At 65.4% G+C, this 25,744-nt stretch carries 20 protein-coding genes; 11 read left to right on the forward strand and 9 right to left on the reverse strand.

Going from position 1 to position 25,744, the window contains the following annotated elements:
- A partial coding sequence (locus VFG49_RS00005) for a hypothetical protein (RefSeq protein ID WP_324857111.1) occupies positions 1–647 on the forward strand: 647 nt, incomplete at its 5' end.
- Positions 648–672: 25 nt separating this feature from the next.
- On the forward strand, positions 673–2,685 hold the full coding sequence (locus tag VFG49_RS00010) for an ATP-binding protein (RefSeq protein WP_324857113.1): 2,013 nt from the start codon (positions 673–675) through the stop codon (positions 2,683–2,685).
- 156 nt (positions 2,686–2,841) lie between these two features.
- Here the strand turns inward: VFG49_RS00010 and VFG49_RS00015 are convergent, their stop codons facing one another.
- Positions 2,842–4,002 carry a DUF4190 domain-containing protein gene (locus VFG49_RS00015; protein WP_324857115.1) on the reverse strand — a complete coding sequence of 387 codons (1,161 nt, stop codon included), beginning with the start codon at positions 4,000–4,002 and terminating at the stop codon, positions 2,842–2,844.
- A gap of 153 nt (positions 4,003–4,155) precedes the next feature.
- Here VFG49_RS00015 and trpE point away from each other — a divergent pair, with 153 nt between their 5' ends.
- Both trpE and VFG49_RS00025 read left to right on the forward strand, forming a co-directional pair.
- Entirely contained in the window at positions 4,156–5,631 is a 1,476-nt protein-coding gene (gene trpE / locus VFG49_RS00020; RefSeq protein ID WP_324857117.1) for an anthranilate synthase component I, read from the forward strand.
- Between the two features lie 2 nt (positions 5,632–5,633).
- Positions 5,634–6,335: a hypothetical protein gene (locus VFG49_RS00025; RefSeq protein WP_324857119.1), complete on the forward strand. Its 702-nt coding sequence runs from the start codon at positions 5,634–5,636 to the stop codon at positions 6,333–6,335.
- Positions 6,336–6,457: 122 nt separating this feature from the next.
- Here the strand turns inward: VFG49_RS00025 and VFG49_RS00030 are convergent, their stop codons facing one another.
- The 7 genes from VFG49_RS00030 to VFG49_RS00060 form a co-directional block, all read right to left on the reverse strand.
- Complete coding sequence (locus VFG49_RS00030; protein WP_324857121.1) at positions 6,458–7,513, reverse strand: serine hydrolase domain-containing protein; 1,056 nt, start codon at positions 7,511–7,513, stop codon at positions 6,458–6,460.
- Positions 7,514–7,544: 31 nt separating this feature from the next.
- Complete coding sequence (locus VFG49_RS00035; protein ID WP_324857193.1) at positions 7,545–8,255, reverse strand: M15 family metallopeptidase; 711 nt, start codon at positions 8,253–8,255, stop codon at positions 7,545–7,547.
- 1 nt (position 8,256) lies between these two features.
- Positions 8,257–9,825, reverse strand: coding sequence for a serine hydrolase (locus VFG49_RS00040; RefSeq protein ID WP_414649006.1), 1,569 nt, complete (start codon positions 9,823–9,825; stop codon positions 8,257–8,259).
- A complete protein-coding gene (locus VFG49_RS00045; protein ID WP_324857195.1) occupies positions 9,812–11,032 on the reverse strand; it encodes a dipeptidase in 1,221 nt (406 codons plus the stop codon). Before VFG49_RS00045 ends, VFG49_RS00040 begins: the two co-directional genes overlap by 14 nt.
- 5 nt (positions 11,033–11,037) lie before the next feature.
- On the reverse strand, positions 11,038–12,321 hold the full coding sequence (lysA, locus tag VFG49_RS00050; protein WP_324857125.1) for a diaminopimelate decarboxylase: 1,284 nt from the start codon (positions 12,319–12,321) through the stop codon (positions 11,038–11,040).
- A 77-nt stretch (positions 12,322–12,398) separates the two neighbouring features.
- Positions 12,399–15,398, reverse strand: coding sequence for a TonB-dependent receptor (locus tag VFG49_RS00055; protein ID WP_324857127.1), 3,000 nt, complete (start codon positions 15,396–15,398; stop codon positions 12,399–12,401).
- 42 nt (positions 15,399–15,440) lie between these two features.
- Positions 15,441–16,949, reverse strand: a complete 1,509-nt coding sequence (locus VFG49_RS00060; protein WP_324857129.1) for a transglutaminase-like domain-containing protein — start codon at positions 16,947–16,949, stop codon at positions 15,441–15,443.
- 143 nt (positions 16,950–17,092) lie between these two features.
- Here VFG49_RS00060 and VFG49_RS00065 point away from each other — a divergent pair, with 143 nt between their 5' ends.
- The 7 genes from VFG49_RS00065 to VFG49_RS00095 all read left to right on the forward strand — a co-directional run bounded on the left by VFG49_RS00065 (position 17,093) and on the right by VFG49_RS00095 (position 24,982).
- Positions 17,093–18,244 (forward strand): DUF819 domain-containing protein, encoded by a 1,152-nt coding sequence (locus tag VFG49_RS00065; RefSeq protein WP_324857131.1) that lies wholly within the window; start codon positions 17,093–17,095, stop codon positions 18,242–18,244.
- Between the two features lie 8 nt (positions 18,245–18,252).
- Positions 18,253–19,659, forward strand: a complete 1,407-nt coding sequence (locus VFG49_RS00070) for an SH3 domain-containing protein (protein ID WP_324857132.1) — start codon at positions 18,253–18,255, stop codon at positions 19,657–19,659.
- Between the two features lie 52 nt (positions 19,660–19,711).
- On the forward strand, positions 19,712–20,809 hold the full coding sequence (locus tag VFG49_RS00075) for a dipeptide epimerase (RefSeq protein ID WP_324857135.1): 1,098 nt from the start codon (positions 19,712–19,714) through the stop codon (positions 20,807–20,809).
- 133 nt (positions 20,810–20,942) lie between these two features.
- The gene (locus VFG49_RS00080) at positions 20,943–21,800 is read left to right on the forward strand and encodes a MurR/RpiR family transcriptional regulator (protein WP_324857137.1); all 858 of its coding nucleotides are present in this window, start codon (positions 20,943–20,945) and stop codon (positions 21,798–21,800) included.
- Positions 21,801–21,822: 22 nt separating this feature from the next.
- Entirely contained in the window at positions 21,823–22,614 is a 792-nt protein-coding gene (locus VFG49_RS00085) for a L,D-transpeptidase family protein (RefSeq protein ID WP_324857140.1), read from the forward strand.
- Positions 22,611–23,849 carry a dicarboxylate/amino acid:cation symporter gene (locus VFG49_RS00090; protein ID WP_324857142.1) on the forward strand — a complete coding sequence of 413 codons (1,239 nt, stop codon included), beginning with the start codon at positions 22,611–22,613 and terminating at the stop codon, positions 23,847–23,849. The genes VFG49_RS00085 and VFG49_RS00090 overlap by 4 nt, the downstream gene beginning before the upstream one ends.
- Positions 23,846–24,982, forward strand: a complete 1,137-nt coding sequence (locus VFG49_RS00095; RefSeq protein ID WP_324857144.1) for an FAD-dependent oxidoreductase — start codon at positions 23,846–23,848, stop codon at positions 24,980–24,982. Before VFG49_RS00090 ends, VFG49_RS00095 begins: the two co-directional genes overlap by 4 nt.
- A 10-nt stretch (positions 24,983–24,992) precedes the next feature.
- On the opposite strand, the gene VFG49_RS00100 is transcribed toward VFG49_RS00095, so the two are convergent.
- A complete protein-coding gene (locus VFG49_RS00100; RefSeq protein WP_324857145.1) occupies positions 24,993–25,580 on the reverse strand; it encodes a hypothetical protein in 588 nt (195 codons plus the stop codon).
- Between the last annotated feature and the right edge of the window lie 164 nt (positions 25,581–25,744).

Below are 25,744 nucleotides of genomic sequence, written 5' to 3' on the forward strand. Positions count from 1 at the left end.
GAGTTCGACGCGATCGAAACCGTGCATGGCGTCGGCTACCGGTGGAAGCCTTGATGAAGCGTTTATCCGGCTCATGCCTGTTGCTGCTTGCGTCCTTCGGCACGTATGGCGCCCCTGCGGACAAGAACCCGGGAGTGATGATCTATGGCAAGGCGGATGATGGAACGCCAGGTTGGGCCGTTCTGACAGATCTGCCGGCCGGATGGACCCAGGATTGCTGCACCTACGCCAGGGCCATCGGTGTAAACGCGGTGCTCTATCAAGGCGAATGGACTGGCAAGCCCGAGCGCGTGATGGTGCTCAATGTCTGGACAGCCAAAAAGCCGACACTCGATGCCGATCTGGAGGCGGATCGCAAGGACTATCTGACGCGCGATCACACAGCGAAGGTAGGAATGCTTGCCATCAACAATGCCAGTATTTCCTGCAAGGGATATCTCTATCAGGGCAGTGATCACTTCGACGACGTGGTTGTGTTCTGTGATCCGGGTAAAGCGAGTGGCATTCGATTGTCGTGGTCGATGACCGTGGCAGCCAATGATCCGAAACGGCAGGAGCTGCTTTCCCAGTTCATGCAAGTGGCTGTGAATTCGAAGTATCTGCGCTACGACGACAAGGCAGGTAACGCTCCGGCCCGAGGAAAATAGCGCCGCCTTTCGGTATCGTCGCTTCATGACCCTCCGCCGCAAATTGCTGCTCGTCGCCCTGTGCACGCTGGCCTTGCCGGCGGCCGGTTGGCTGTATGTGCGGCAGATGGAAACGCTGCTGCGCGAAGGCCAGGCGCAGGCGCTGACTGCTTCGGCGCGCGCGATGGCTCGCAGCCTGGTGGTGACCGATGCGCCGCTGCCTCCGGCCGCGCCCGTGTGGTACGTGCAGCAGGCGGCCAATCCCATCACCATCGATGGCTATGGCGATGACTGGGCGCCGCTCACGCCGTGGAGCCAGGCGCTGGATCGTCGAGGCAAGCTGCTGCTGGCCGAGGATGCAGACTGGCTGTACCTCTATGCGGAGGTGCGCAGCGCGCAACGCACGCGTGCGGATGCGGAAGATCCCGCGGCGTTGCGATCCGACCACCTGGTATTGAGCCTCGGCAAAGCGGGGCAGTCGCGCCGCTTCCTGCTGGCGAGCACGGCGCCCGGCATGGTGACGGCGCGTCCTCTGGATGATGCCGTGGATGGATTGCCCGTGCGGCTCACCGCGCAATGGCAGGAGGATGGCAGCGGCTACCGCGTTGAGTTGCGGGTGCCGCGCAGTCTTGGCGTGGATGCGCTCGGCTTGTCCATCTATGACGCGATGGCCGGCGGCGATCCGCAGGCCGTGGAGAGCCGCCCGCTGATGGCGTATTCGCCGTCGCTTTCCACCGAACTCGGGCAACTTGCGCTGGATGGCGTACAGGCCCGCGTGCTGGCTCCCGATGGCTGGTTGCTGGCACAGACCGGCCACCTTGCCACGCCTGCCTCGGCGCCGAGCGACCAGCCGGGCTGGTTCGCGGCCCTGGTATATCGCTCGCTGCTGGCCAACCAGGTGGAGGACGCGGAGCCGTGGACACAGGATGTGCCGCGCCTGGACGTGCCCCAGGTCCGCGAGGCGAGCCGCGGGGCGCCGGCCACGCTGTGGCGGCAGGGCGAGGGGCGCGGCAGCGTGGTGCTGGCGGCAGCCGTGCCGATCGAACGCGATGGGAAGGTGCGCGGCGTGCTGCTGCTTGAACAGGCCAGCCGCGCCGTGCCGCTGCTGGCCAATCGCGCGCTGCTGGGCCTGCTGCTTACCAGTTTCGGCGTGCTGCTGGTGGCTGGCGGAATCCTGCTGGTTTTCGCTACCCGGTTGAGCATCCGGCTGGGTCGCCTGCGCGACGCCGCCGAACGTGCGCAGTTGAATGATGGACGTCTGGACGGCCCTTTCCCCATGACGGGCGCCGAAGACGAGATCGGCGATCTCGCGCGCAGTTTCGAGCGCCTGTTCGAGGTGGTCGGTGGTTACACCGATTACCTGCGCACCCTGGCGTCCAAGCTGTCGCATGAACTCAACACGCCGCTGGCGATCGTGAAGTCCTCGCTGGACAACCTTGAACACGCGCTGCAGGCCGAGCATGCAATGCCGCCAGATGCCCAGCCCTACCTGCTGCGCGCCCGCGACGGCGTCGCGCGCCTGGGACAGCTCGTGCGTGCGATGAGCGAGGCCAGCCGCATGGAGCGCGCCATTGCGGCGGCAGAGCCGGAAGACGTGGATCTCGTGGCGGTGGTGCGCGGCTGCAGCGACGCCTATCGGCCGCTGGTCGGCGCACGCCGCATGGAGACGGTGCTGCCGCACGAACCGATGATCATGCACTGCGCTCCGGAATTGATCGCGCAGGCGCTGGACAAGCTGTTCGACAACGCGCTGTCGTTCACGCCCGAGGGTGGCTGGTTGCGCCTCACCTTGCGCGCGACGACCGATGGCGCGGAGATCGAGCTGGCGAATCAGGGACAGCCGTTGCCTGCGGCAATGCAGGGACGCCTGTTCGATTCACTGGTGAGCCTGCGTGACAAAGCCACGCCGGGCGATGCACCGCACCTGGGGTTGGGCCTGTACGTGGTGCGCCTGGTTGCGGAGCGCCATGGCGGCATGGCCGTGGCGCGCAATCTCGATGATGGCAGCGGTGTGGCGTTCACGCTGGTGTTGCACGGGATGCCGCGGCAGAGGTTGTAGCGGCCTCCGTGATTTTGTGGGAGCGCACCCTGCGCGCGACAGCCAGCAGAGCGGTGATGCCAGGGCTGGCGTATCGCCAAAACCAGTGACTGAGGTCGCCCGCCAGTCTGCGGTCGCTCACAGGGTGAGCTCCTGCAGATCAGCGAGGATGCGTGTTTACTTGATCTCCCCCAGCGTCCAGCCACCGCCGCCGGGCATCACGGCGATCTGCTTCACCGAGGTGGCGGCGCAGTCGTCGGGTTTGTCGCTGCACTGGGCCAGGGTGACACGCAGGTGCTGGTCATCGGTCAGGTCGAAGTCCGACAGCCTGGTGGTGGCGAGGCTGGCCGCGGTGGACAGCGCGGGGCCAATGAACACGCCATGGCGGAACACATACAGCTGCAGCGCGTTGGGCTGGCATTCGGCGTTGACCGAGACGGCCGCTTCGGCGACGTAGGTGTCGCCCTTGCGCTGCGCCCGACCGGTAAGCAGGCGTTGGCCGGTCAGCAGGAAGCGGTCTTCGTCGTTCTTCGGTGCCGCCGCTTTCGCCGCGCATTGGGTCGGCGCTTCCCTGGCCTCTTCGGTACCGGCCGTGAGCGGCTTCAGCGGGCGCGGCACGTACGGCTGCGCCACGGGCATGGCAGGCCGCTGCATCCACATCGCGAACGCTACGCCGCCGAGCACCAGCGCAGCGACGGCGAACGCGCGCCCGCGCAGCAACGGTCGGCGATACAGATAAACCAGTGTGGTGATGGCCAGCAGGATCGCCACCGGCGACAGCGGGCGGTAGAACAACGCAAGCAGGCCAAACAGCAGCGCCACGATGGCCGCCGTCGACATTGGCGACTTGACGGCGGGTGCCGGCGGCGGCAAGGGCAGCGTGGGGACTGCGGGCAGCGGCGGCGGCTCCACGTCCATCGACGCAGCCAGGTCGGGATCGCCTTCGGGAAGCGGCGGTACCTCGTGGGCGACGGTGGGCGACCAGTCGAACCAGGTCTGGCCGCCGTCATGGCACCACTGGTCGCCCGGTTCGGCGTAGCGGCCGAGGGCGTCTTCGGGTAGCGGGCCGCGGATCTGGCCGCCGCGGCGCAGCCACGCAAGGCGATCGCTGTCCGGCAGCACATCGGCTTCCACGCCCATGCCGCGCAACTGGGCCGCCTGTGCCTCGGCGGTGGCTTCGTCCAGGCCGCGTCGGATGATCAATGGCGCCCGCTCGAAAACCCGCTCGCGAAAGCCCGTCATTTCCATGCCGAAGGCGGACGCCAGGCGCGTTTGGACGCTGGCCGCGTCCTGCCCGTCAAGCAGGCGGCCTGAAAGTACCAGGCAGCGTTGGTCCATACCCATTGGTTTTCCCCTGCGGATGCCGCGTGACGTGCCGATGGGGCAAGGTTAGGCGTGCATGGGCGGGGGGACAAGTCATACGGATTTCGGCTCATTGCGCCGCTGCCCCTACAATGCCCGTTCACGCTTGCCCCGACCGGACCTCTCCACGTGATTTCCCGCGACGCATTCGACGCACTGGCAGCACAGGGCCACACCCGCATTCCCCTGGTGCGCGAGGTGTTTTCCGACCTCGACACGCCGCTGTCGGTATACCTGAAGCTGGCCGACGGCCCGTATACCTTCCTGTTCGAGTCGGTCGAGGGCGGCGCCACCTGGGGACGCTATTCGATCATTGGCCTGCCCGCGAAGCGCGTGTACCGCCTGCGCGGACATGAGCTGGAAGTGGAGGATGCCGGCGAAGTGACCGAGCGCCGGCACGTCGAAGACCCGCTCGCCGAGATCGAAGTGCTGCGCAAGCAGTACGACGTGCCGCGCCTGCCGCAGCTGCCGGCGTTCAGCGGCGGCCTGGTGGGTTACTTCGGTTTCGAGACGATCGGCTACATCGAGCCGCGTCTGGCGCAGTGGGATCGCGCGGACGAGCTCGGCACGCCCGACGTGCTGCTGATGTTGGCCGAAGAAGTGGCGGTGTTCGACAACCTCAAGGGTCGTCTGTACCTGATCGTGCATGCCGATCCCTCGCAGCCGCACGCTTACGCCGAAGCGCAGCGCCGGCTCGATGCGCTGGTCTATCGCCTGCGCCAGAGCGGTGTGTCATATCCGCAGCTCAACCAGAGCACGGCGCTGGACGAAAGCGACTTCAAGTCCTCCTTCACCAAGGAGGAGTTCGAGGCGATGGTGGAGCGCGCGAAGGAATACATCCGCGCCGGCGACATCTTCCAGGTGGTGCCTTCGCAGCGACTGAGCGTGGGCTTCAACGCGCGGCCGGTGGACGTGTATCGCGCGCTGCGCGCCTTGAACCCGTCGCCGTACATGTACTTCGTCGACCTGGGACAGACGCAGATCGTCGGCTCCTCGCCGGAAATCCTCGCGCGCCTGAAGGACGGCAAGGTAGTGGTGCGCCCGCTCGCCGGCACGCGCAAGCGCGGCGCCACCGAAGAAGAAGACCGGGCGCTTGAGGAAGAACTACTGGCCGATCCGAAGGAGCGCGCCGAGCACGTGATGCTGATCGATCTCGGTCGCAACGATATCGGCCGCATCAGCGAGACCGGCAGCGTCGAGGTGAGCGAATCCTTCGTGGTGGAACGCTACTCGCACGTGATGCACATCGTCTCGCAGGTGCAGGGCGATGTGCGCCCGGACGTGGGCTACATGGACGTGCTCAAGGCGACGTTCCCGGCGGGCACGCTCAGTGGTGCGCCGAAGATCCGCGCGCTGGAAATCATCCAGGAACTGGAACCCTACAAGCGCAACATCTACGCCGGCGCGATTGGCTGGATCGGCTGGTGGGGCGATGCCGATACTGCCATCGCCATCCGCACGGCGGTGATCCAGGATGGACGTCTACACGTCCAGGCAGGCGCGGGCATCGTGTATGACTCCGATCCTTCGTCCGAGTGGGAAGAGACGATGAGCAAGGGCCGCGCGCTGTTCCGCGCGGTGGCGCAGGCGGCCAAGGGCCTGTGAGCATGCGTGCCATCCGTCGAGGCGCAACCGCAGCCTGTGTGATCGGGCTAGGCGGCAGCCTGCTGGCGTCGCCCGCCGCGGCACGCGAGCCTGCAACACCGTGGAACGATGACGCCACCTCGCGAGTCGAGGTGCTGGCGCTGCTGCAGACGCTCAACGCCGACCTGCTGAGCCATCCCAGCGCGACGCTGACACTGGAGCGCTGGTGCGGTGCGCATCACCTCGCCCCGGAAGCGAAGGTGATCGCCGAGCGCGTGCGCGGCGAGGACAAACCGCTGCCCGAAGAGGCCCGCAAGCAGCTCGCCATCGGTTCGGATGAAACGGTGCGCTACCGCCGCGTGCAACTTGCCTGCGGCGAGCACGTACTGTCCGAGGCGGACAACTGGTACGTGCCCTCGCGCCTCACCGACGCCATGAACCAGGAACTGGACACCACCGACACGCCATTCGGCAAGGTAGTGCAGCCGCTGCATTTCCACCGTCAGACATTGTCGGCCGAGCTGTTGTGGTCACCGCTGCCGCAGGGCTGGGAAACGGGTGCGCCAGTGCCTGCAGCGAAGGGGGGCCGCCTGGACATTCCGCATCACGTGTTGCAGCACCGCGCCGTGCTGTTCGATCAGGGCAACCGGCCTTTCAGCCTGGTCGTGGAGAGCTATACCGCGGACGTGCTGGCGTTTCCACCGCCGGCGATCGGCGGTCGATGAGGTAGCCCGCGTCGCGCAAAGCACCCGTTGTGGGAGTACACCCTGTGCGCGACCGCAGCGCTGGGTGCATGGCTCCGTAGGCTTGTCGCGCACAGGGTGCGCTCCCACAAAAAAAGTCGAGGCTACGGCTTTGCGGCCAGAAATTTCTGCCCGACCGCCAACGCCGTGTGATACGGCTCCGGATCGTTGCGGTTGGTCAGCATCACCACGGTGAGGTGCTGCTTGGGCCAGCGGATGATGACGTTGCGGGAGCCCATGGTTTCGCCCGAGTGCCAGCGCACATCGCCGTGGATGCGCCAGCCGAATCCGTAGCCGTCGACGTCTTCTTCGCCCGTCACCTTGTTCTGCACAGTGAAGGCGGCGTTGCGCGAGGCATCGGACAGCAGGCGGTGGTCGTACAGTGCCGCGTCCCACTTCGCCATGTCGTCGATGGAGGAATAGATGCCGCCGTCGCCGCGCGTGGCGCTGGTCGAGCTTTGGTCGGTGCGCACCCAGTGGCCGTTTTCTTCGCTGTAGCCGTACGCGCGGTTCGGCACATCAGGGCCGCCGCGCTCATACAGCAGCGTGTGAGCCATGCCGAGCGGCTGGAAAATGTTCTGGCGCAGGAAATCCGGCAGTGTCTGTCCGGAGGCACGTTCGATGATCAGGCCCAGCAGCACATAGCCGCCATTGCTGTAACGGTAGGACGTGCCTGGCGGGAAATAGCTACGTGGCTCGGCGGCCAGCAGCTTGAGCACGCCAGCATCGCTGATCTGGTCGGTGGCATCGGCCGGCATCAGGTCTTCGTAGTCGATCAGGCCGCCGCCGTGATCCAGCAGTTGCCTGATGGTGATGGTGTCATGGGCTGCATTGAGTTCCGGCAGCCAGCGACGCACGCGGTCGTCGAGCGACAGCTTGCCGCGTTCGGATAGCAGCAGGATGCCCGCGGCGGTGAACTGCTTGCTCACCGAAGCAAGCCGGTAATTGGTGGCGGGCGTGGTCGCCTCGTGCGACTCCAGGTTCGCCAGGCCGTAACTCTTGCGCAGCACGGCCTTGCCGTCCTTGATGACCAGCAACGATGCGCCGGGCACGTCGCCCTGATAGGCCTTCATCATCGCGTCGATGTCGGCGGTGTCTGGCGTGGCGGCGTGGGCACTCGCACACAGCAGGAGGGAGAGCAGCAAGGCGAACGTGCGCATCGGTACGAACCTTGTCATCGAAGTTGGGCAGTCACTGCACCGGCACGTCGTAGATCGTGTCGGGCGTGGGCTCGGGCGTCAGGGTGTAATGCCACCATTCCATCGCATAGTTGCGAAAACCCTCGCGTTCCATCGCGGCGCGCAGCAGCTCGCGGTTGGCATGTTGCGCGGGTGTCGCCTGTGGCGATTCGGTATTGGCCAGCGTGCCGAAATAATCGAACGAGGTGCCCATGTCGATCGGCTTGCAATGCGCGTCGTTGGCATCGCATTGCATCAGCGTGAGATCGGTCGTCGCGCCACGGCTATGGCCCGACACGGGCGCGATGTAGTCGCCGAGCAGGGCACCCTTGTCCAGCGTGGGATAGTGCTCGGGCTTGGTGCGTTGGTCGGAAAGGTCGCCCGCCCAGCGCACGAAATGCGCCACGGCGCGTGCTGGCCGATAGCAGTCGAACACCTGCAGTTTCCGATGCCGCGCCTCGAGGTCACGCTCCACCCGCGCCAACGCCTCGGCGGCGGGCTTGAGCAGGAAACACTTGGGTGCGAGATAGCCGTCCACCGGCGTGCCCACGAAGTTGTCGCTGCCTGCGTACTTGATGTCCTCGGCAATGCCGGGCGCCAGCTGGCGGATGTCCACCAGTCCTGCCTGTTCGGCGGTTTTTGCAGGTGACAACGTCGGCGTGCCATCGGCAAAGGCCTGCGTGCCAGGCAGCAGGGCGGCAAGAAATATCGCGGAGCGAAGCAGGTTATTCACAGCCGTGCTCCCGATGGAAGGCGAGATCCTCGAAGTCGTTGCTGAAATCGGCGGACGGATCGACCTTGCTCAGGTGCATGGTCTCACCCGGATGCGCGGGGAAATCCATCCAGGCATCGACCTCGCCCTTGTCCCAGTGAACCAGGTATCGCTGGCCTGCACGCATCACCGTGCCCACCAGGCGAGGTGATTTGGTGGCGGCAAAGCGCACGGCGCCTTCGCGCGGGCACAGCCTGATCGTGCCGAACCACGGATCGCGCCACTGGCCCAGCTGCGAGGAGAGTTCCTTCACCGTTGCCGGCCGCGAGACGGGCTCGGGCGTCTTGTGCTCCGGCGCCGACGCGTCGGCATCGAGCTGGTCGGCGTACCAGTTCGCGTCGTGCTTATCGGCAGGCGCAGTGAAATGCTTGGTCAGTGTCTCGATGAGCACGGTGCGTGCATCCTCGGCTTCGCTGTTGATCAACACCACGAAGCCGGACTGCCGGTTCGGCAACAGGACCATCGCCGAATACATGCCCGAAAGCGTGCCGGTGTGCGACACGGTGAACTGACCATCGACATCGGCGAGGCGCCAGCCATAGCCATAGGCGTAGAAACGCGTGCCATCCCATTCGCGGCGGTGCTTGGAGATCGGCATGGGCGTGTAGGGCGTCCACAGGATCTGCCGTTGCGCCGGCGTCAGCCAGGCGAGTTGCGCGGGCGTGGGCGCCAGCCAGTTGCGAGCCCACGTCAGCATGTCGTCGAGGCTGCAACGCACGCCGCCCGCGGCGGCAGAGGTGATGTCGGGCACGATGGCGTCGTCGGCGTTGGCGACGACATTGCGCCCGTTTTCATAAGCGTGCGGCTGCGCGACGTTGCCCACGGCATCGCGGTTCCAGCGGCCGATCTGGCAGCGTGAAAGCCCGAGTGGATCGAACACTTCGCGGCGCAGCAGCTTGTCGTAACTGTCATGCCCCGCCGCCGCGGCCACTTCCCCCGCGATCACATAGAGCAGGTTGTCGTACGCATAGCCCGCGCGGAAGCTGTAGGCCGGCTTGAGATAGGCGAGCCCGTTGAGGATGTCTTGCCGCGTGAATGCGTTGGGCTCCGGCCACAGCATCAGGTCGCCCGCGCCTTCGCGCAGGCCGCTGCGATGCGTGAGCAGGTCGCCCACCTGCATGTGTTCAGTGACCCAGGGGTCGTTCATGCGGAAACTGGGCAGGTATTTGCGTACCGGATCGTCCCAGCGCAGCTTGCCTTCCTGCACGAGACGGGCGAGCAGGGTGCTGGTCATGGCCTTGCTGTTGGACGCGATCTTGAACAGCGTGTCCGCGTCGATGGCCTGGCCGGAACCGGCCGCGCGTTCGCCCTTGGTGTGCGTGTAGACGATCTCGCCGTGATCGATCACGCCCACCGCTACGCCAGCCAGGTGGTAACGCGATGCCACCGTGTCGACGATGGCATCGAGCTTGGGATCCGGCCGGGCGGCCAGCGCCGAGGTGGCGAGCGTCGCACCCAACAGCGCCACAACAACGCGCCGTGCGCGCGACCGTCGCGCAGCGGTGCGCTCAGTGCTTCGCATGGTTCGCCGTGGCGTGCTGCTCCACTTCGCCCCATACACGCAGCAGGTTGCCGCCCCAGATCTTGGCGATGTCCTGGTTGCTGAACCCGGCGCGCCGCAAGGCGGCCGTGACATTGCGCGTCTGCGTGGCGTCGCTCCAGCCGGCGATGCCGCCGCCGCCATCGAAATCCGAGGCGATGCCTACGTGGTCGATGCCGGCCACTTCCACGATGTGCTTGATGTGCGCGACGTAGTCGTCGACGTTCGGCGGCGGAAGCGCCGCGTCGATGCGCTTCATGCCCTCGATATACGCAGGCAGGTAGTCGTGTTTCTCGCTGTCGAATTCCTTGTCGCCGGCCTGCTTGGCCACCTGGGCCTGCAGCGCCTTCTGCGCAAGCTGTCGGGCCGGATCGAGCCGGATGAAATCCTGCACCGCGACCACCTGGATCACGCCACCCTTGGCGGCGATGGCGCGCAACAGTTCATCGGAGAGATTGCGCGGATGGATATCGAGCGCACGCGCCGACGAGTGCGAGGCGATGACGGGCGCGGTAGACAAGGCCAGCACATCGCGTACGCACTGATCGGACGAATGCGAGACATCGACCATGATGCCCAGCTCGTTGTCACGCTTGACCACGCTGCGCCCGAAATCGGTGAGGCCGTACTCGGGCAACGGCGCGTCGCCCAGGCTTGCTTCGGGCGTGGAGCTGGTGCACAGGTCGTTGTTGCCCATGTGCGCGAGGCCTACGTAGCGGGCGCCGCGCTTGTACGCCTCATCGAGATTCTTGATGTCGTGCCCCAGCGAATAGCCGTTTTCCACGCCGATCATCGCCGAAAGCCGGCCTGCTGCCTTGTTGGCGCGCACCTGTGCCGGCGACGTGGCCAGACGGATGCGATCGGGGTAGGTGTGCACCATCAGGTCGATGGCGTCGTACTTCTGCTTGGCCTCCTGCATGGCCTTCGCATAGCCTTCCGGCGTCAGCGGTCCCTGTTCGACGTAGACGATGAAGAACGCGGAGTCGAGCCCTCCGCGCTTCATCTTGTCCAGGTCCACCTGCAAAGGCGTTTGCTTGCCGACGTCGAAGCGCGCCTCGTGCATGTAGGCGAACGGGATGTCCACGTGGGTATCGACCGTGATCGGCGGGTCCTGCTGCGCGGCTGCCGCCGTTCCGCCAAACGCCAGTGCCAGGACGATCGCGCTGCCGAGGATGTTCATGCCCTTCATGCTCTTCATGCCGTCTCCCAGTGTCGGGCCGGCTGCTCGCCGGCGATCATGTCTTCGAAACTCTGGCGCTGGCGCACCACGGCATAGCGGCCGCGATCCAGCAGCACTTCCGCCACGAGCGGACGCGAGTTGTAAGTGGAGGCCATCGAGGCGCCATAGGCGCCGGTGGTGCGGATCATCAGCAGGTCGCCGGCCGCGCATTCGGGCATGGCGCGAGCGCGGGCGAAGGTGTCGCCGGTTTCGCAGACGGGGCCTACGATGTCGTACTCGGTCATCGCTCGTGTCTCCCCATGCACGGGCACGATGTCATGCCAGGCATCGTACAGGCTCGGCCGCTGCAAGTCGTTCATGGCCGAATCGAGCACGAGGAACTTGCGTTGCTCGCCGTGCTTGATGCGGATGACGCGGGTGAGCAACACGCCGGCCTCGGCCACCAGGTAGCGGCCGGGCTCGAACAACAGGCGCCCCGTGAAGCCGGCAAGCGCGTCGCGAACCACGGCCACATAGGCTGCGGCGTCCACCGGGTGATCATGTCCTTCGCGATAGCGCACGCCCAGGCCGCCGCCCGCGTCGATGCTGGCGATGGCGTGCCCGACCGCTTCCAGTTCGCGCCAGAACTGCGCCACGCGCTTGAACGCCTCGCGGAACGGATCGAGGCTGAGGATCTGCGAGCCGATATGCACGTGCAGCCCATCCAGCTGCACATGGCTCAGCGCTTCCTTCTCCGCAAACCAGCGCCGGGCCTCCTCGATGCTGACGCCGAACTTGTTCTCGGCCTTGCCGGTGGAAATCTTGGCGTGGGTAAGTGCATCCACGTCCGGGTTGATGCGCACGGCAGCACGCGCCGTGATGCCCAACGAAGCGGCCACCTGTTGCAAGGTCAGCAACTCTTCGTGGGATTCCACGTTGAAGCGCAGGATCTTGGCGGACAGCGCCTCGGCAATCTCTTCCTCGCTCTTGCCCACACCGGAGAACACGATGCGTTCGGGCGGTATGCCCGCGCGTAGCGCCCGCCACAGCTCGCCCGCGGAAACGATGTCGGCGCCCACGCCGTGCTCGTGCATCAGGTTGAGCACGGCGAGGCTGGAATTGGCCTTGACCGCATAGCAGATCAGCGCGTCCACGCCCTGCAGCGCCCGTTGCAGCGACGCGATGCGATCGCGGATGGCGCTGGCGGAGTAGGCGTAGAAAGGGGTGGGAATGCGTTCGGCCAGTGCCTGCAGGTCGACGCCGTCGATACGGGGTGCGGCGCGGGAATCGTGTGGCGTGGCGTGGGAAGCATCGATCATGGCGGACACCATCGCACCTGTCGTGTTCGAAAAAAGACGGCAGCCAGCATAGCGCTGGCTGCCGTAGGGAGGGACGGTCAGAAATCCACGGAGACCGTCAGTTGCGCAAAGCGCGGCTGCTGGAAGCGAAGCGGCTGCCTGAAGGTGGTGCTGGTGCTGTCGGAAATGGTCGTCTGCAGGTCCTGGTCCACGGCGATGGTCTGCTGTTCGTTGAACAGGTTGTAGACGGCGAACTTCACGCGCAGCTCGCCCTTGTCGCCCAGCGGACGCAAGTACGTGATGCTGGCACCGAGGTTGTAGGTCCAGGGCATGCGGCCATACTTGCCGCGCGGGGAGGACTGGTAGACGCGATCCTCCGAGCGCTCCGCATCGCAATTGGCCACGCAGATGTAATAGCTGTGGTAATTCGTATCGTCGTAGGGATTGCCGACGCCGAAGCCGGTGATCGGGCCGCCCGACGCGATGTTGGCGTCACCGGCAACCTGCCAGTTTGGGGTGATGGCATAGGTGCCGCGCAGCTTGATCTGGTGACGTCGGTCGTTGGGCAGATAGCCGTCGCCGCCGAAGTTCACCCACGGGTTGTCGAAGTTCTCGGTGCGGCCCGTATCGTCGAAGTCGGTGTCGGAATTGACCGGACCTTCAGCGTTGCCACGGTTCCACGACAGCACGTACGAGGCGTTGAACGACCACTTGTTGTCCCATGCACGGTCGAGCTGGAATTCCAATGCCGTGTAGGTGCGCTTGGGCTTCACCCAGCCGCGCTGGCCGAGGTAATTGCCGTCGGCGTCGTACATGGCCCAGCCTTCTTTCGACGTGTCCACCGTCACCCAACCGTCGGCGGTGCCGTCGCAGTTGGTGTCGCCCCACACGGTGGTCTTCTTGCCGGGATTGCCCATCACCCAACCGATATAGCCGTCCGGACCGCACTTGCCCGTCGCGCTGATTTCCATGTCGTCGATGGCGTTGTGCAGCTTGCGGTAGGTGCCGTTGACGCCCCACGACCACTTGTCGTTGATCATCTGCTGGAAGCCGAGGATCAACTCGTCCTGATAGACCTGGTCCATGTCGTGGTCGACTTCGGAGCGCAGGTCGCCCACCGTGCCGTCGCCCTGCGAAGTGTCCACGCCACCCAGTTGCGGGCCGAGAATGGGCACGGCGTACTTGTTGCCGTTGGCGTCGGTCAGCGTGTTCCAGCCGCCAAAGGCGTAGTAGGTGCGCTCATCCAACAGGCCGCCGGCCTGCTTGATGTTGATCACGTTGGCAACGGGCAGGTAGTAGCGACCCAGGTTGCCGTAGAGCTTGGTGGTGCCGTCGCCCTTCATGTCCCAGGAGAACCCGAAGCGCGGCGCCCACATGTTGTCCATCTTGATGTAGCTGCGGCCCGAGGCGTCCATGTTGTCGAACCCGTCGCGGCGGATGCCCGCGCTCAACAGCAGGTTGGGTGTCACCTGCCAGTTGTCCTCAAGATAGAGGGCGTTGTTGGTGGTGTCGAAGTTGCCGGCGATCTCGTAACGACGGGCGCGCACATAGCCGTTGTAGCCGGCCGGAATCACACCGCCGCCGGCGGGATTGGGAATCGACGATCCCGGCGTGGCCGCGTAGACGTTGTAGTAGATCGCGCCAGGACCCGGATAACGACGGGCATATTCTGAGTCGTCGTCCTCGTGGTCGTAGCCGAAGCGCAACAGGTGATCGCCCAGCTTCCACTCGAAGTCGGCGCGGCCTTCCTTGCGCTTGTCGTTGAGCTTTTCCACCGCGGTGCTGGTCGTGCAGCCCAGCGGAACGCCCGGCTTGGCCACCGCGTTTTCGGCGGCGACGTGATTACACTCGATGTCCGCCAGCGAGCGGGTGAACGACTCGCGGCTGTTTTCACCGTAGAGCAGCTTCATCGACAGGTTGTCGGTGAGGTAGTTGGTGTAGGTCAGCGACCAGTTCTTGCCACCGGTATCGGTGTAGATGGTGTTGGTCTTGGCGCCGATCGCGCCCGAGTCGTAGTCGTAGTTGTAGACCGTGCCGGTGTTGCTGTCCTTGTCCGAGAACGCCATCAGCGAGAGCAGGTTGCTGTCGTTGATGTGCCAGTCGATCGTGGTGCCCCAGAAACCAGGCGCAGCACTGTTGCTGGTGAGTGTGGTGCCTTCGTCGTTGGTGTTGCGCGGCGACTCGCCACGCGCCTCGTACATCGCGAAGAAGAACAGCTTGTCCTTCACGATCGGGCCGGATGCCCACACGTTGGTCTTCATCAGCGAGTCGCGGTCCTCACTGGCGGTGAGGTAGCGCGTGCCGTCGCTGTCGTAGCGGTCCTTGGCCTGCGCGTGCCAGGAGCCCGGTTCCATGGTCATTTCCACGCCGCTGTGGAATTCATTCGTACCCGAACGGGCCACGGCGTTGATCACGCCGCCGGTGGTGCGGCCGAACTCCACCGAGTAGCCGCCCGTCTTCACCTGGAATTCCTGGTAGAAGTTGAAGGGTGCTTCGGAATAGCCATTGCGGTTGTAGAAGTCGGTGACGTTGAGGCCGTTCACATAGATGGCGTTTTCCGCCACGGACGAGCCGCCGAACGACAAGCCGCCGAACGAAGAGGCACCCTTCACCACGCCCGGCGCGAGTTGCGCCACGGACGCGATGTTCTGGTCCACCGGCAGGCGGCGCAGCTCTTCGCGCGAAATGTTGGTGGACGATTCGGTGGAGGTCACGTCCACGGCCGTGATGATGGCGGTGCCGGTGACATTCACCGCGGACAGGTTCTGCGCGTTGCCGCCCAGGTTCACCGTGGTGGCATTGCCCAGCGTCACGGTGACCGTGGTTGGCGCGGTGAGCTCCTTGCCATCCTTCGCAACGCTAAGCGTGTAGTCGCCCACGGCGAGGAACGGAATGCGGTAATTGCCCTTGGCATCGGCCGTGACATTGCGCGTAAAGCCCGTCTGCGCATTGCTGATCGTGACGATGGCGCCGGCTTCGGTGTGACCCACCACCGTGCCGTCGTTGTTGCCTGCGTGTGCGCTTGGCATGGCCATCGAAGCGATGCCCAGGCCAAGCGCCATGCACAATACGGTCCTGCGAAAATTACGACTGACCATTTCCCCGTCTCCCCCGGTTCTATCGTCGCTGAAGTGAGCGGCTTACCTTCCGTTGGTGACGGGCAGTAGCTGCCATTTGAAGTTGTAGTCCCACTGATTGAAGTACAAATTGCCGCCGCGCCATTCGAGCTCACCGCGCTGCGAATCCACTGTCTCGGAACGGAAGTGCTGTTTGGCCGGTACGAACGGCTGGCTGAAGTCGCTGTTGAAAGCGATGCGATACGCATCGAGGCCGCCGAGGTAGAACCACTGCAGCGCCGGATCGTCGCCCTTGCCTGGTTGCAACTGGCCGAAGGTCACATCCATCGGCACCCAGCCATAAGGCGCGAGGTACAGCTGGCCCCAGTCGTGGATGTTGTCGTACGTGCCGTCCGAGAAGATCCAGCCCGACTGCCAGCGTGCGGGAATGCCGTTGAGGCGCAGCAGCGTGATCAGCAGCATGGTCTGCTGGCCGCAATCGCCGTGGCCCGCATGCAGCGTGTAATCGCTGAGGTTGCTGATGGTGGAATATTCGCGCGCACCCGCCCACGGAATCTGGTCCACCGCGGCGAACAGTTTCTGCGCGATGCGATAGGGATTCTTTTCGTCGCCCACCACCTTGCGCGAGAACGCGCGCAGGTCGTCGGTGAACACGATGTGTGGCGCGCGTTCCTCGACGTAAGGCTTCAGGTCGGGCGTCAGCCTGGTCGCCACGACCTTGTTCGCGTCGATGTCGTGGTATTGCGCGTAGATAGTGAGTTCGTAGGTGACGCCGAACGTCGTCGGCTTGCCGGCTTCGGCCTTCTTTTCCATGTACGCGGTGCGTTGCAGCGTGGACGCGGGCGCCACCTTCGCGCCGGCGGGCTGGCTGTCGACCAGCTTCACCTGTTCCTGCTGGCCGGGCAGTTCACGCGCGAACGGCAGCCACGCGCGGATGGTTTCGCCCGCTGGCACGGCATCGGCATCGACCGTCACCGTTTCGGTGACGCGCACATGGTTGGGCGTGACGCTCGTGCGATGCGTGGCCAGGGCTTCGGCGCGCGCGGCGCGATGGTGCTCGTTGAGCGTCTCCATCGGATCGTCGCCGGAAGTCGCGGGGGTCGTGCGGCGCGCGGCGGCTTCCTTGCTGAGCAGGAACAGGTTGCCCGGGGCTCGCTTGAAATAGAGCGTGCGGCCGTCGATCACCATGTGCTCGATCAGGCCCTGCTGGTCCCAGCGGGCGAACTCGGCGTCGGTCAGGTCGGGAATCTGCTTGCGGATGCGCGCCTTGGCGGCATCGGCATCAAGCGTGAAGTCGATCAGGATGCGTCGCATGCGCTCGCGCTGGAACAACAGCGCGTCGCGTGTGTCCTGGGGCAGCCCGGGCTGGGCCAGCGCTGTCGTGATGTCAGCCTCGGCCGACTTGAATTGGCCTGCGTCGACCAGCGCAATGGCATGCTGCGCGGGCGAGACGGAGGCAGTCGTATCGGGCGCGGCGTGCGCCGGATGACTGACGGCGAGCAGGCAGGCGAGGGCAAGCGCAATAGGTGCAGCCTTACGTGGTCGCAAGGACTTGGGGACTCTGGCCAACATCACTGCAACTCCCCTCGCAAGAAATGACGACATGGGCTGTGTAGCATGCTTGCAATCAGTGGTCAATAATTTATGCTTCGATCGAACTTGGCTCGAATCAGATATTCCTAATCGAGCCAACCCGGGGAAACCAGAGAGGACGCATGATCCACACGGCCTGGCCTTATCTCGCTGTCATGTTGTTGGCAGCGGGCCTGTTTCCCGCGCTGGAACGACGCTTCCGGTGGCGCTTCTTTGAAGTGCTGCCGCCGATCGTGCTGACCTATCTGCTGGTGACCGCTCTGGCGGTGACCGGTCTGTGGCAGGTCAACGAGGAAATCCGCGCCACCCAGACCTTGCTGATCGGGCACATGATTCCGGCGCTGCTGTTCCTGCTGATGATCAATTGCGACTTGCTTGCGATCCTGCGCCTGGGCCCGCGCGTGCTCGCGGTGTTCTTCGTGACGATGGTTTGCCTGTTCGTCGCCTTTATCGCGACGTTCCTTATGTTCCGGCATTGGCTGTCAGGCAATGCCTGGCAACCGCTGGCGGCGCTTTCCGGTAGCTGGGTCGGCGGCACGGCCAACATGGTGGCGGTGAAGCAGGCCATCGGCATGCCGGACCGGCTGCTGGCCATGTCGTTGCTCACCGACGCGCTGTGCTATTCCATGTGGGTGGTGGTGCTGTTCGGCCTGGGCCGGCTGGCGACGAACTTCAACCGCTGGACGCGCGCCAAGTCCAGCGCGGACATGGTGGTGGAAGAAGCCCGCAGCCACGGTCCCACCACGCCGGAGAACGTGCTGCTGTGGCTGGGTTTGGCGCTGCTGGTAGGTGCCGTCTCCGCGTGGCTTGGCGAGCGCCTGCCCACCTCGGACATGCTGACGTCCACCACCTGGACCATCATGCTGGCCACCGGCTTCGGCCTGGTCGCGGCGCAGACGCCGCTGTCGCGTTTTGCCGGAGCCAACACCATTTCCAGCGCCATGCTGATCAGCGTGGTCGCGGTGCTGGCCTCGCAAAGCAATTTCGAAGGCATCGCCTCGGCGCCGCTCTACCTCATGTGCGGCGTGAGCGTCATCGCCATCCACGCCGTGCTGCTCGCGCTGGCGGCGCGCGTGTTCCATTTCGATCTCTATCTTTGCGGCATCTCCTCGCTGGCCTGTATCGGCGGCGTGGCCGCCACGCCGATACTTGCCGCGAGTTATTCACGCTCGCTGGTGCCTGTTGGCATCCTGCTGGCCCTGCTGGGCTATATCCTCGGTACCGCGTTCGGTCTGCTGGTGGCGTCGGTGATGTCGTCGCTGGCCATTGCGTAGGAATGACGATGAAACTGATATCTCGCCTCGCGTTCTGTATCGCCACCGCTCTCGCCGCCGCACCCGTGCTTGCGGACAAGGGACCCGACGCCGTCCCGGTGCCGCCGTCGGGCGTGATCGGCATCAGCAACAACGCCATGCTCACGCCCGATTTCTGGGTCAAGCAGCTGGCCCAGCCGGACAAGGTGCTGCTGGAGCCTGCCGACATCGCCGCGCAGAACACGCGCCTGCTGCATACCGATCCGTCCATGCACGACCTGAAGGCGCTTCCGGCATCGCTTGCCGGCGACCAGGTCACCGCGTGGATCAAGGACATCTCGCAATATCCCTCCAAGCCGCTGTTCGACGTGGATGGCAAGCCGGTGGCTGCCTCGCTCAAGCAGGACGTGACCGACCAGCTCGCGCTGGATCGCGTGCCCGCGCAGCAGGCCACGCGCTATGGCCTGGTGGTGCAGCGCGCGGCGCTGCGCAGCTTTCCCACCGACCAGCGCGTGTTCACTTCGTCGGATGACCACGACATCGATCGCTTCCAGGAAACCGCCGAGTTTCCCGGCACGCCGGTGGTCATCGCGCACGAAAGCCGCGACGGGCAGTGGCTGTTCGTGGTGAGTCCGCGCTATGCCGCGTGGACGCGCCGCGAGAATGTTGCGGAAGGTTCATCAGCCGAGGTCTTCGGTTACGCCGGCAAGCAGCCACAGCGCATCGTCACCGGCGACAACGTGGCGACGGTATTCACGCCCGAGCAGCCCGCCGTGTCCCAGCTGCAGCTGGATATGGGCGTCGCCTTGCCGGTGCTTTCGGACCAGGCGCCCGACCAGCCGGTGAACGGGCAGTCGCCCTATGCGTCGCATGTGGTCGAGCTGCCGATACAGACCGCGCAGGGCAAGCTCGCCTTCTCGCCGGCGCTGGTGCAGCGCGTGGCCGACACCAGCGACAGCTACCTGCCGCTGACCGAAGCCAACATCATCCGCCAGGGTTTCAAGTTCCTCGGCGAGCGCTATGGCTGGGGACATGCGTACGACGGACGCGATTGCAGTGGCTTCGTGTCGGACGTCTATCGCAGCATGGGCGTGCAGATGCCGCGCAACACCAGCAAGCAGGCGATCAGCCCCGCGCTCACGCACCAGGCATTCACCGACAAGGACAGCCATGAGGCGCGCATCAAGGCCGCGCTGGCGCTCAACGTGGGCGACTTGGTTTATATCCCCGGGCACGTGATGATGATGATCGGCAAGCTCAACGGCCAGCCTTATGTCATCCATGACACCGGCGGCATCAGCTACCTCGACGGCAGCGGTACAACGCATCGCGTCAAGCTCAACGAAGTGTCGGTGACGCCGCTGATGCCATTGCTGTGGGACAGCAAGCGCACCTATGTCGACCGCATGACCAGCATTGTGCGCATTCGCCCGTAACCGGCCTGATGCCGCCCTTTTCCCTATTGAAGACAGGAAGCCTCCGCTCCCCATGAAGATCACCGATATCACATTCGGCATGCTGCGGGTGCCGTTGAAGACGCCATTCAAGACGGCGTTGCGCACGGTCAACCAGGTCGAAGACATCGTGGTGATGGTGCACACCGATACCGGCCATGTCGGCCATGGCGAGGCGCCGGCCACGGCTGTCATCACCGGCGACACGCATGGTTCGATGGTCGACGCGATCCGCCACTACATCGCGCCGCGCCTGATGGGCCAGGACATCGCCGACCTCAATCGTCTTACGCAGCTCATCCAGGGCTCGATGGAGAAGAACACCAGCGCCAAGGCCGCGGTGGAAATCGCCATCTATGACCTGTGGGGCCAGCTCTACAACGCGCCGCTGTACAAGCTGCTGGGCGGCGGCGACCCGGTGATCACCACCGACATCACCATCAGCGTCGACTACATCGACAAGATGGTGGCCGATTCCGTCAGCGCGGTGGAGCGTGGCTTCGAGTCGCTGAAGATCAAGGTTGGCAAGGACATTGGCGTCGACATCGAGCGCGTCAAGGCCATCTATGCGGCCGTGGAAAACCGCGCGCTGCTGCGCCTGGATGCCAACCAGGGATGGACGGCCAAACAGGCCGTCTATGCGCTGCAGACGCTGGAAGACGCCGGCGTGCGCCTTGAGCTGGTAGAGCAGCCGGTGAAGGCGCGCGACCTGGAAGGCATGCGTTACGTCACCGAGCGCGTGCACACGCCCATCATGGCCGACGAAAGCGTGTTCGGCCCGATGGAAGTGATCGACCTGATCCGCATGCGCGCCGCCGACATCATCAACATCAAGCTGATGAAGACCGGTGGCATCTCCAACGCCATTCGCATTGCAGACATTGCCGGCATGTACGGCGTGGAATGCATGATCGGTTGCATGCTGGAAACCAGCATCAGCGTGGCAGCGGCGGTGCACGTGGCGGTGGCCAAGTCGGCCGTGATCACCAAGGTGGATCTGGACGGCCCCTCGCTATGCCAGTACAACCCCGTCGACGGGGGCGTGATCTTCAATGAGTCGGAGATCTCGGTCACCGACGCGCCCGGGTTGGGAATCCGGGAGATCCGGGGGCTTGAGAGGCTGGCTGACTGATGTTCACCGTGACACGTCCCATCATCCGTCACTCCTGCGAAAGCAGGGGTCCAGCGCCGTTGCTGTTCCGGGCGCTGAAGGCCCTGGCTCCCAGCTTTCGCTGGGATGACCGCATCCTGTAAGGCGCGCGGACGTGTCCCCCCTGCTCAAGATCCGCTCCGAACGCGACCAGATGTCGGCCGTGGAGCGGCGCATTGCCGATTTCATCCTGGAGAACGCCCAGCTGCTGCGCGACTACTCCTCGCAGCAACTGGCCAACGCGCTGGGCATCAGCCAGTCGAGCGTGGTGAAGTTCACCCAGAAGCTGGGTTTCAAGGGCTATCCCGACCTCAAATATTCGGTGGGCGAAGCGATCGCCCGCGCCGACAACGGTGATGCCGACGAAGTCGCGACCGAGGTGCACGGTGGCGAGAACGAGGCGAGGGCGGCCAACCTGTGGCGCAGCAAATCCGAGGCGGAAGAGGAAACGCGGCTGATCAACCCGCCCGAAACCTTGCAGGCCGTGGCGGATGCCATTGCGGCGGCCGGCTGCAGCGGCAAGGTGTTCATGATCGGTCTGGGCGACGACGATATCTATGCGCGCAGCTTCGCGCTGCGGTTGTCGCTGCTGGGTATTCCCAGCGTGCACAACTTCGACGCGCCGCGCATGGCGGCCAGCGTATCGGCCGCCGGTGCGGGCGACGTGTTGCTGGTGTTCTCCGAGCAGGGCAGCCACCCCGCGCTGTGCAAGATCGGGCGTTTCTTCCGCGAACGCCGCGGTCGGCTGATCACGGTGACACGGCACACCTCCAATCCGCTGCGCGCGCTGGCGGATCTGGCGCTGCTCGTTTCCGCGCATGACGATCGCCCGTACATCCAGCCGGTGCTGTACCAGTCCGCGCTGCAACACCTGCTTGATCGTGTCTATGTGCAGCTGTGCGAAGGCGACGAACAACGCCACGTGCAGCTGCTGGCCAATCTCGAACGCGTCCAGCAGACGCTTGAGCTCTAACGCCATGTTGAAACGGAGCCCCATGAAACCTGCGCAACGTCATTCCCTGGTCCACGGCGTGATGGCCGTGGTGATAGCGCTTTCCGCGTGCGTCGCAGGCCAGGCGACGGCGGCCCAGGCCGACGCACGCTGGCGACAGTCGAGCCAGATGGTGCTGGTGGTGACACCGGACTGGAATGCCGACCACGGCGTGCTGCGCACCTACGAACGCCAGGGCGAAGCGTGGAAGGCCGTAGGCGAGGCGCAGGACGTCACCGTTGGTCGTTCCGGCGCGGCCTGGGGGCTGGGTCTGCATGACCCGCAGCCGAAGGGTCCGCAGAAGCACGAGGGCGATGGCCGCGCCACGGCAGGCGTGTTCCGCATCGGTGAGGTCTTCGGCTATGCCGGGCACGCAGACACGCGCATGCCATACGACGCCTTGCAGGTGAGCGAGTGGTGCGTGGACGTGGATGGCTCGCCGTACTACAACCAGATCGTCGATGCGAACAAGGTGGGCGCGAAGGCGGTCGAAGGTTCCAGCGAGCCGATGCGCCGCGACCTTCATGTGAATGGCGACCAGCGCTACAAGCTCGGCTTCGTGATCGAGCAGAACCCCGAGGCAACGTCGGGCGGCGGCAGTTGCATCTTTGCGCACCTGTGGAAATCGCCGACCGATGCCACGGCAGGTTGCACGGCGATGCCGGAGTCTGCGATGCGCCATCTGCTGGCCTGGCTGAAGCCGGAAGACCAGCCGGTATTCGTGCTGCTGCCGCAGGATGAATACGTGCGACTGCAGTCGCCGTGGCACCTGCCTGCACCGGGCAAGCAGCCTTGAGCGCCACCACGAGGGTACTCATCGGCCTGGCCCTGGGCGCCATGGGCGGCCTGGCGCTGGCGGCATGGAATGCACCGGTCGCCGCACAGGTGGCCGACGCGGTTCAGCCGTTTGGACGTCTGTGGCTCAACGCGTTGCAGATGACGGTGGTGCCGCTGGTGTTCGCGCTGGTGGTGGTGGGCGTGAACACGGCCACGGACGCGGCGGCTTCGGGGCGCATTGCACGACGAGCCATCGTCGCCTTCATCCTGATCCTGGTCGGCGGGGCGTTGTTCGCAGCGGCCGCCGCGCCGCACCTGTTCGCGCTGTTCACCCGCAATCCCGAGCTCACGCACGCGCTGGAGAGCGCCGTCGCCACGCACGCGGCGCCCGTCACACAAGGCGTTGGCTGGGCGGAGTGGTTCAACGGCATCGTGCCTGCCAACGCCATCATGGCGGCTGCGCAGAGCGCGATGCTGCCGCTGGTGGTATTCGCCCTGTTCTTCGGCTTCGCCCTGACGCGCATCGAGGCGGCGCGGCGCGAGCTGGTGATCGGTTTCTTCCAGGCCATCGCCGACACCATGATCGTGATCGTGCGCTGGGTGCTGTGGGTGGCGCCGCTGGGCGTGTTTGCTTTGATCCTCGCCGTTTGCGCGCGCGCCGGCCTGCAGATGCTCGGCGCGCTGGGCATCTATGTGCTGGTGGAATGCCTGCTGTATCTCGCGGTGACGCTGCTGATGCTGCCGGTGGCCATGTTTTGGGGCCGCGAAAGGCTGAGCCGCTTCGTGCCCGCACTGGTGCCGGCGCAGATCGTGGCGGCCAGCACGCAATCGTCGCTGGCATCGCTGCCGGCCATGCTGGAGAGCGCCGAGCAGCGGCTTGGTTATCCGCCGCAGGTCAACGCCCTGGTGCTGCCCATGGCGGTGAGCCTGTTTCGCCTGACCAGTCCCGTGCAGTACGTGACGTCGGCCTGTTTCATCGCATGGGCGTACGGCATAGACGTGGGCGCGGCACAACTTGCCGCCGCGGCGCTGCTTGCCGTGGTGATCAGCCTGGGCTCGGTGGGCCTTCCCGGTGCCGTGAGTTTCATGGCCACGAATCTGCCGGTGGCGCAGGCGATGGGCGTACCGGTCGGGCCGCTCGGCCTGATGCTCGCGGTCGACGCCTTGCCCGATGCGCTGGCCACGCTGGGCAATGTCACGGCCGATCTCACTGCCACCAGCGTGGTGGCGCGTCAATCTGCGGAAACCCCATGAGTACGATCACGGAAGCGGATGTCATCGTCATCGGCGCAGGCATGGCCGGCGCCTCGGCCGCGTATTTCATGGCGCCGCATGCACGCGTGGTCGTGCTTGAGCGCGAGCAACACGCGGGCGTGCATGCGACCGGACGTTCGGCCGCGCTGTTTTCCGAAACCTACGGTTCGGCGCAGGTGCGCGCGCTCAGTCGTGCCTCGCGTCCGTTCCTGCAGCGTCCGCCGGAAGGTTTTGCCCAGCACCCGATCCTTTCGCCGCGCGGCACGGTGATCATCGGCAACGCCGACCAGGTGGATGCGGTGCAATCGATGTACGAGGAAATGGCTCCGCTTGCCGACGACCTGCGCATGGTCGATGGCGCGTGGCTGCAAGGCAGGGTGCCTGTGCTGCGCCCTGAAGCGGCGGAGATCGGACTGTTCGAGCCGGGCTCGTCGGACATCGACGTCAACGAACTGCACCAGGGTTTTCTGCGGGCGCTGCGTGCGCAAGGCGGCACGGTACGCATGAACGTGGGCATCCGCTCGATCGAGCGCGGCCCCGGCCATTGGTTCGTCGACGCGGGCGGCGAATCGTTCCGCGCGCCGCTGCTGGTGAATGCTGCCGGTGCGTGGGTGGACGAGGTGGCGGCACTGGCCGGCGTGGCGCCCATCGGCATCCAGCCCAGGCGCCGTTCGGCCTTCCTGTTCGAACCGCCGCCGCTAACGGACATCACGCACTGGCCCTTCGTGATGGATGTCGAGGAAAGCTTCTACTTCAAGCCCGACGCCGGCCTGCTGATGGGCTGCCCCGCCAACGCCGACCCGGTGCCACCGCACGATGTGCAGCCCGAGGAACTCGACATCGCGATGGGCATCCACCGCATTGAGGAAGCCACCACAATGATGATCCGTCGGCCCACGCGCACCTGGGCTGGCCTGCGTTCGTTCGTGGCCGACGGCGACCTGGTGGGCGGCTTCGCGCCGGATGCGGAAGGGTTCTTCTGGGTAGCGGCGCAGGGCGGTTACGGCATCCAGACCTCCGCGGCGATGGGCGAAACCTGCGCGAGCCTCCTCCTGGGAAGGACGCTGCCCTCGCACCTGCAGGACGCAGGCATTACCGCCGCCATGCTGGACCCGCGCCGGCTGCCTCGCTGAAGCGTCGCGGCTACTGCAGCCGCGAGCCGAAGATCACCAGCGCGGCCAGGGCGGCATGCTTCTGGTCGGCGCCCCAGGGTGGGCCGGCCCACTTCCCCAGCGCGGCCACGGCATCCGTCCATGGGCAGGCCGACGGCGCCAGTTCGTCCAGTTCCTTTTCCCGCAGCAGGCCCAGCGGCAGCCCGCAGGCACAGACGGCTGCCGCCAGCGCATCGGGAAACAACTGGCCTTCCGCCTGGTGCATGCGGATATGCACGGCGAGGATCTGTTCGGTGGTCCAGGCGGGCATCGGCGAGCCGGTGAGCACCGCGCCGCCAGCGATCTCGTGGCCCGCGTCGTGCAATTGCCCGATCAGCGCGGAAACCCCTTGGGCCGACGCTTGTCGTGCACCCTCAATGCCCTCCCGCACGATGGCTTCTGCGCGCACCGGCGGCATGCCTTCGGCGGCGTGGTAGGGCTGGCGCGCCCAGGCACCGCTGCGGCTATCCACCAGCGAAAGGCGACAGCGGTCCACCAGCTGCACCTGCCCGTCGGGAAGGCCCACCGCCACGGCGACGGCCCAGCCCGAATGCGCCTTCAACCCGATGGCGACCTTCATCGTCCGCCCCGTCTTGACCAGGGAATGGGAACGCATCGCCGGTATAGCACGGCAGGCCGGAAGCAGGAGGTTGCTGCAGTGCGGCGCCGGTTTGAGCACAATGCTCTTCCCGGCCCGTGCGCCAGCGTCCCCAGGGACCACCCGCGCGGCCGCCTTTCTTGCGG

The sequence above is a fragment of the Dyella sp. genome, from assembly GCF_035685885.1.
Lineage (GTDB): Bacteria > Pseudomonadota > Gammaproteobacteria > Xanthomonadales > Rhodanobacteraceae > Dyella.

Bases quoted from the DNA above. Each gene is read 5' to 3' on its own strand.
- lysA (WP_324857125.1), bottom strand. From the start codon at position 12,321: ATGATCGATGCTTCCCACGCCACGCCACACGATTCCCGCGCCGCACCC.
- VFG49_RS00040 (WP_414649006.1), bottom strand. From the start codon at position 9,825: ATGCGAAGCACTGAGCGCACCGCTGCGCGACGGTCGCGCGCACGGCGC.
- VFG49_RS00085 (WP_324857140.1), top strand. From the start codon at position 21,823: ATGAAACCTGCGCAACGTCATTCCCTGGTCCACGGCGTGATGGCCGTG.
- VFG49_RS00100 (WP_324857145.1), bottom strand. From the start codon at position 25,580: ATGAAGGTCGCCATCGGGTTGAAGGCGCATTCGGGCTGGGCCGTCGCC.
- VFG49_RS00075 (WP_324857135.1), top strand. From the start codon at position 19,712: ATGAAGATCACCGATATCACATTCGGCATGCTGCGGGTGCCGTTGAAG.
- VFG49_RS00055 (WP_324857127.1), bottom strand. From the start codon at position 15,398: ATGGTCAGTCGTAATTTTCGCAGGACCGTATTGTGCATGGCGCTTGGC.
- VFG49_RS00010 (WP_324857113.1), top strand. From the start codon at position 673: ATGACCCTCCGCCGCAAATTGCTGCTCGTCGCCCTGTGCACGCTGGCC.
- VFG49_RS00045 (WP_324857195.1), bottom strand. From the start codon at position 11,032: ATGAAGGGCATGAACATCCTCGGCAGCGCGATCGTCCTGGCACTGGCG.
- VFG49_RS00065 (WP_324857131.1), top strand. From the start codon at position 17,093: ATGATCCACACGGCCTGGCCTTATCTCGCTGTCATGTTGTTGGCAGCG.
- VFG49_RS00025 (WP_324857119.1), top strand. From the start codon at position 5,634: ATGCGTGCCATCCGTCGAGGCGCAACCGCAGCCTGTGTGATCGGGCTA.
- VFG49_RS00030 (WP_324857121.1), bottom strand. From the start codon at position 7,513: ATGCGCACGTTCGCCTTGCTGCTCTCCCTCCTGCTGTGTGCGAGTGCC.
- VFG49_RS00095 (WP_324857144.1), top strand. From the start codon at position 23,846: ATGAGTACGATCACGGAAGCGGATGTCATCGTCATCGGCGCAGGCATG.
- VFG49_RS00015 (WP_324857115.1), bottom strand. From the start codon at position 4,002: ATGGACCAACGCTGCCTGGTACTTTCAGGCCGCCTGCTTGACGGGCAG.
- VFG49_RS00070 (WP_324857132.1), top strand. From the start codon at position 18,253: ATGAAACTGATATCTCGCCTCGCGTTCTGTATCGCCACCGCTCTCGCC.
- VFG49_RS00060 (WP_324857129.1), bottom strand. From the start codon at position 16,949: ATGTTGGCCAGAGTCCCCAAGTCCTTGCGACCACGTAAGGCTGCACCT.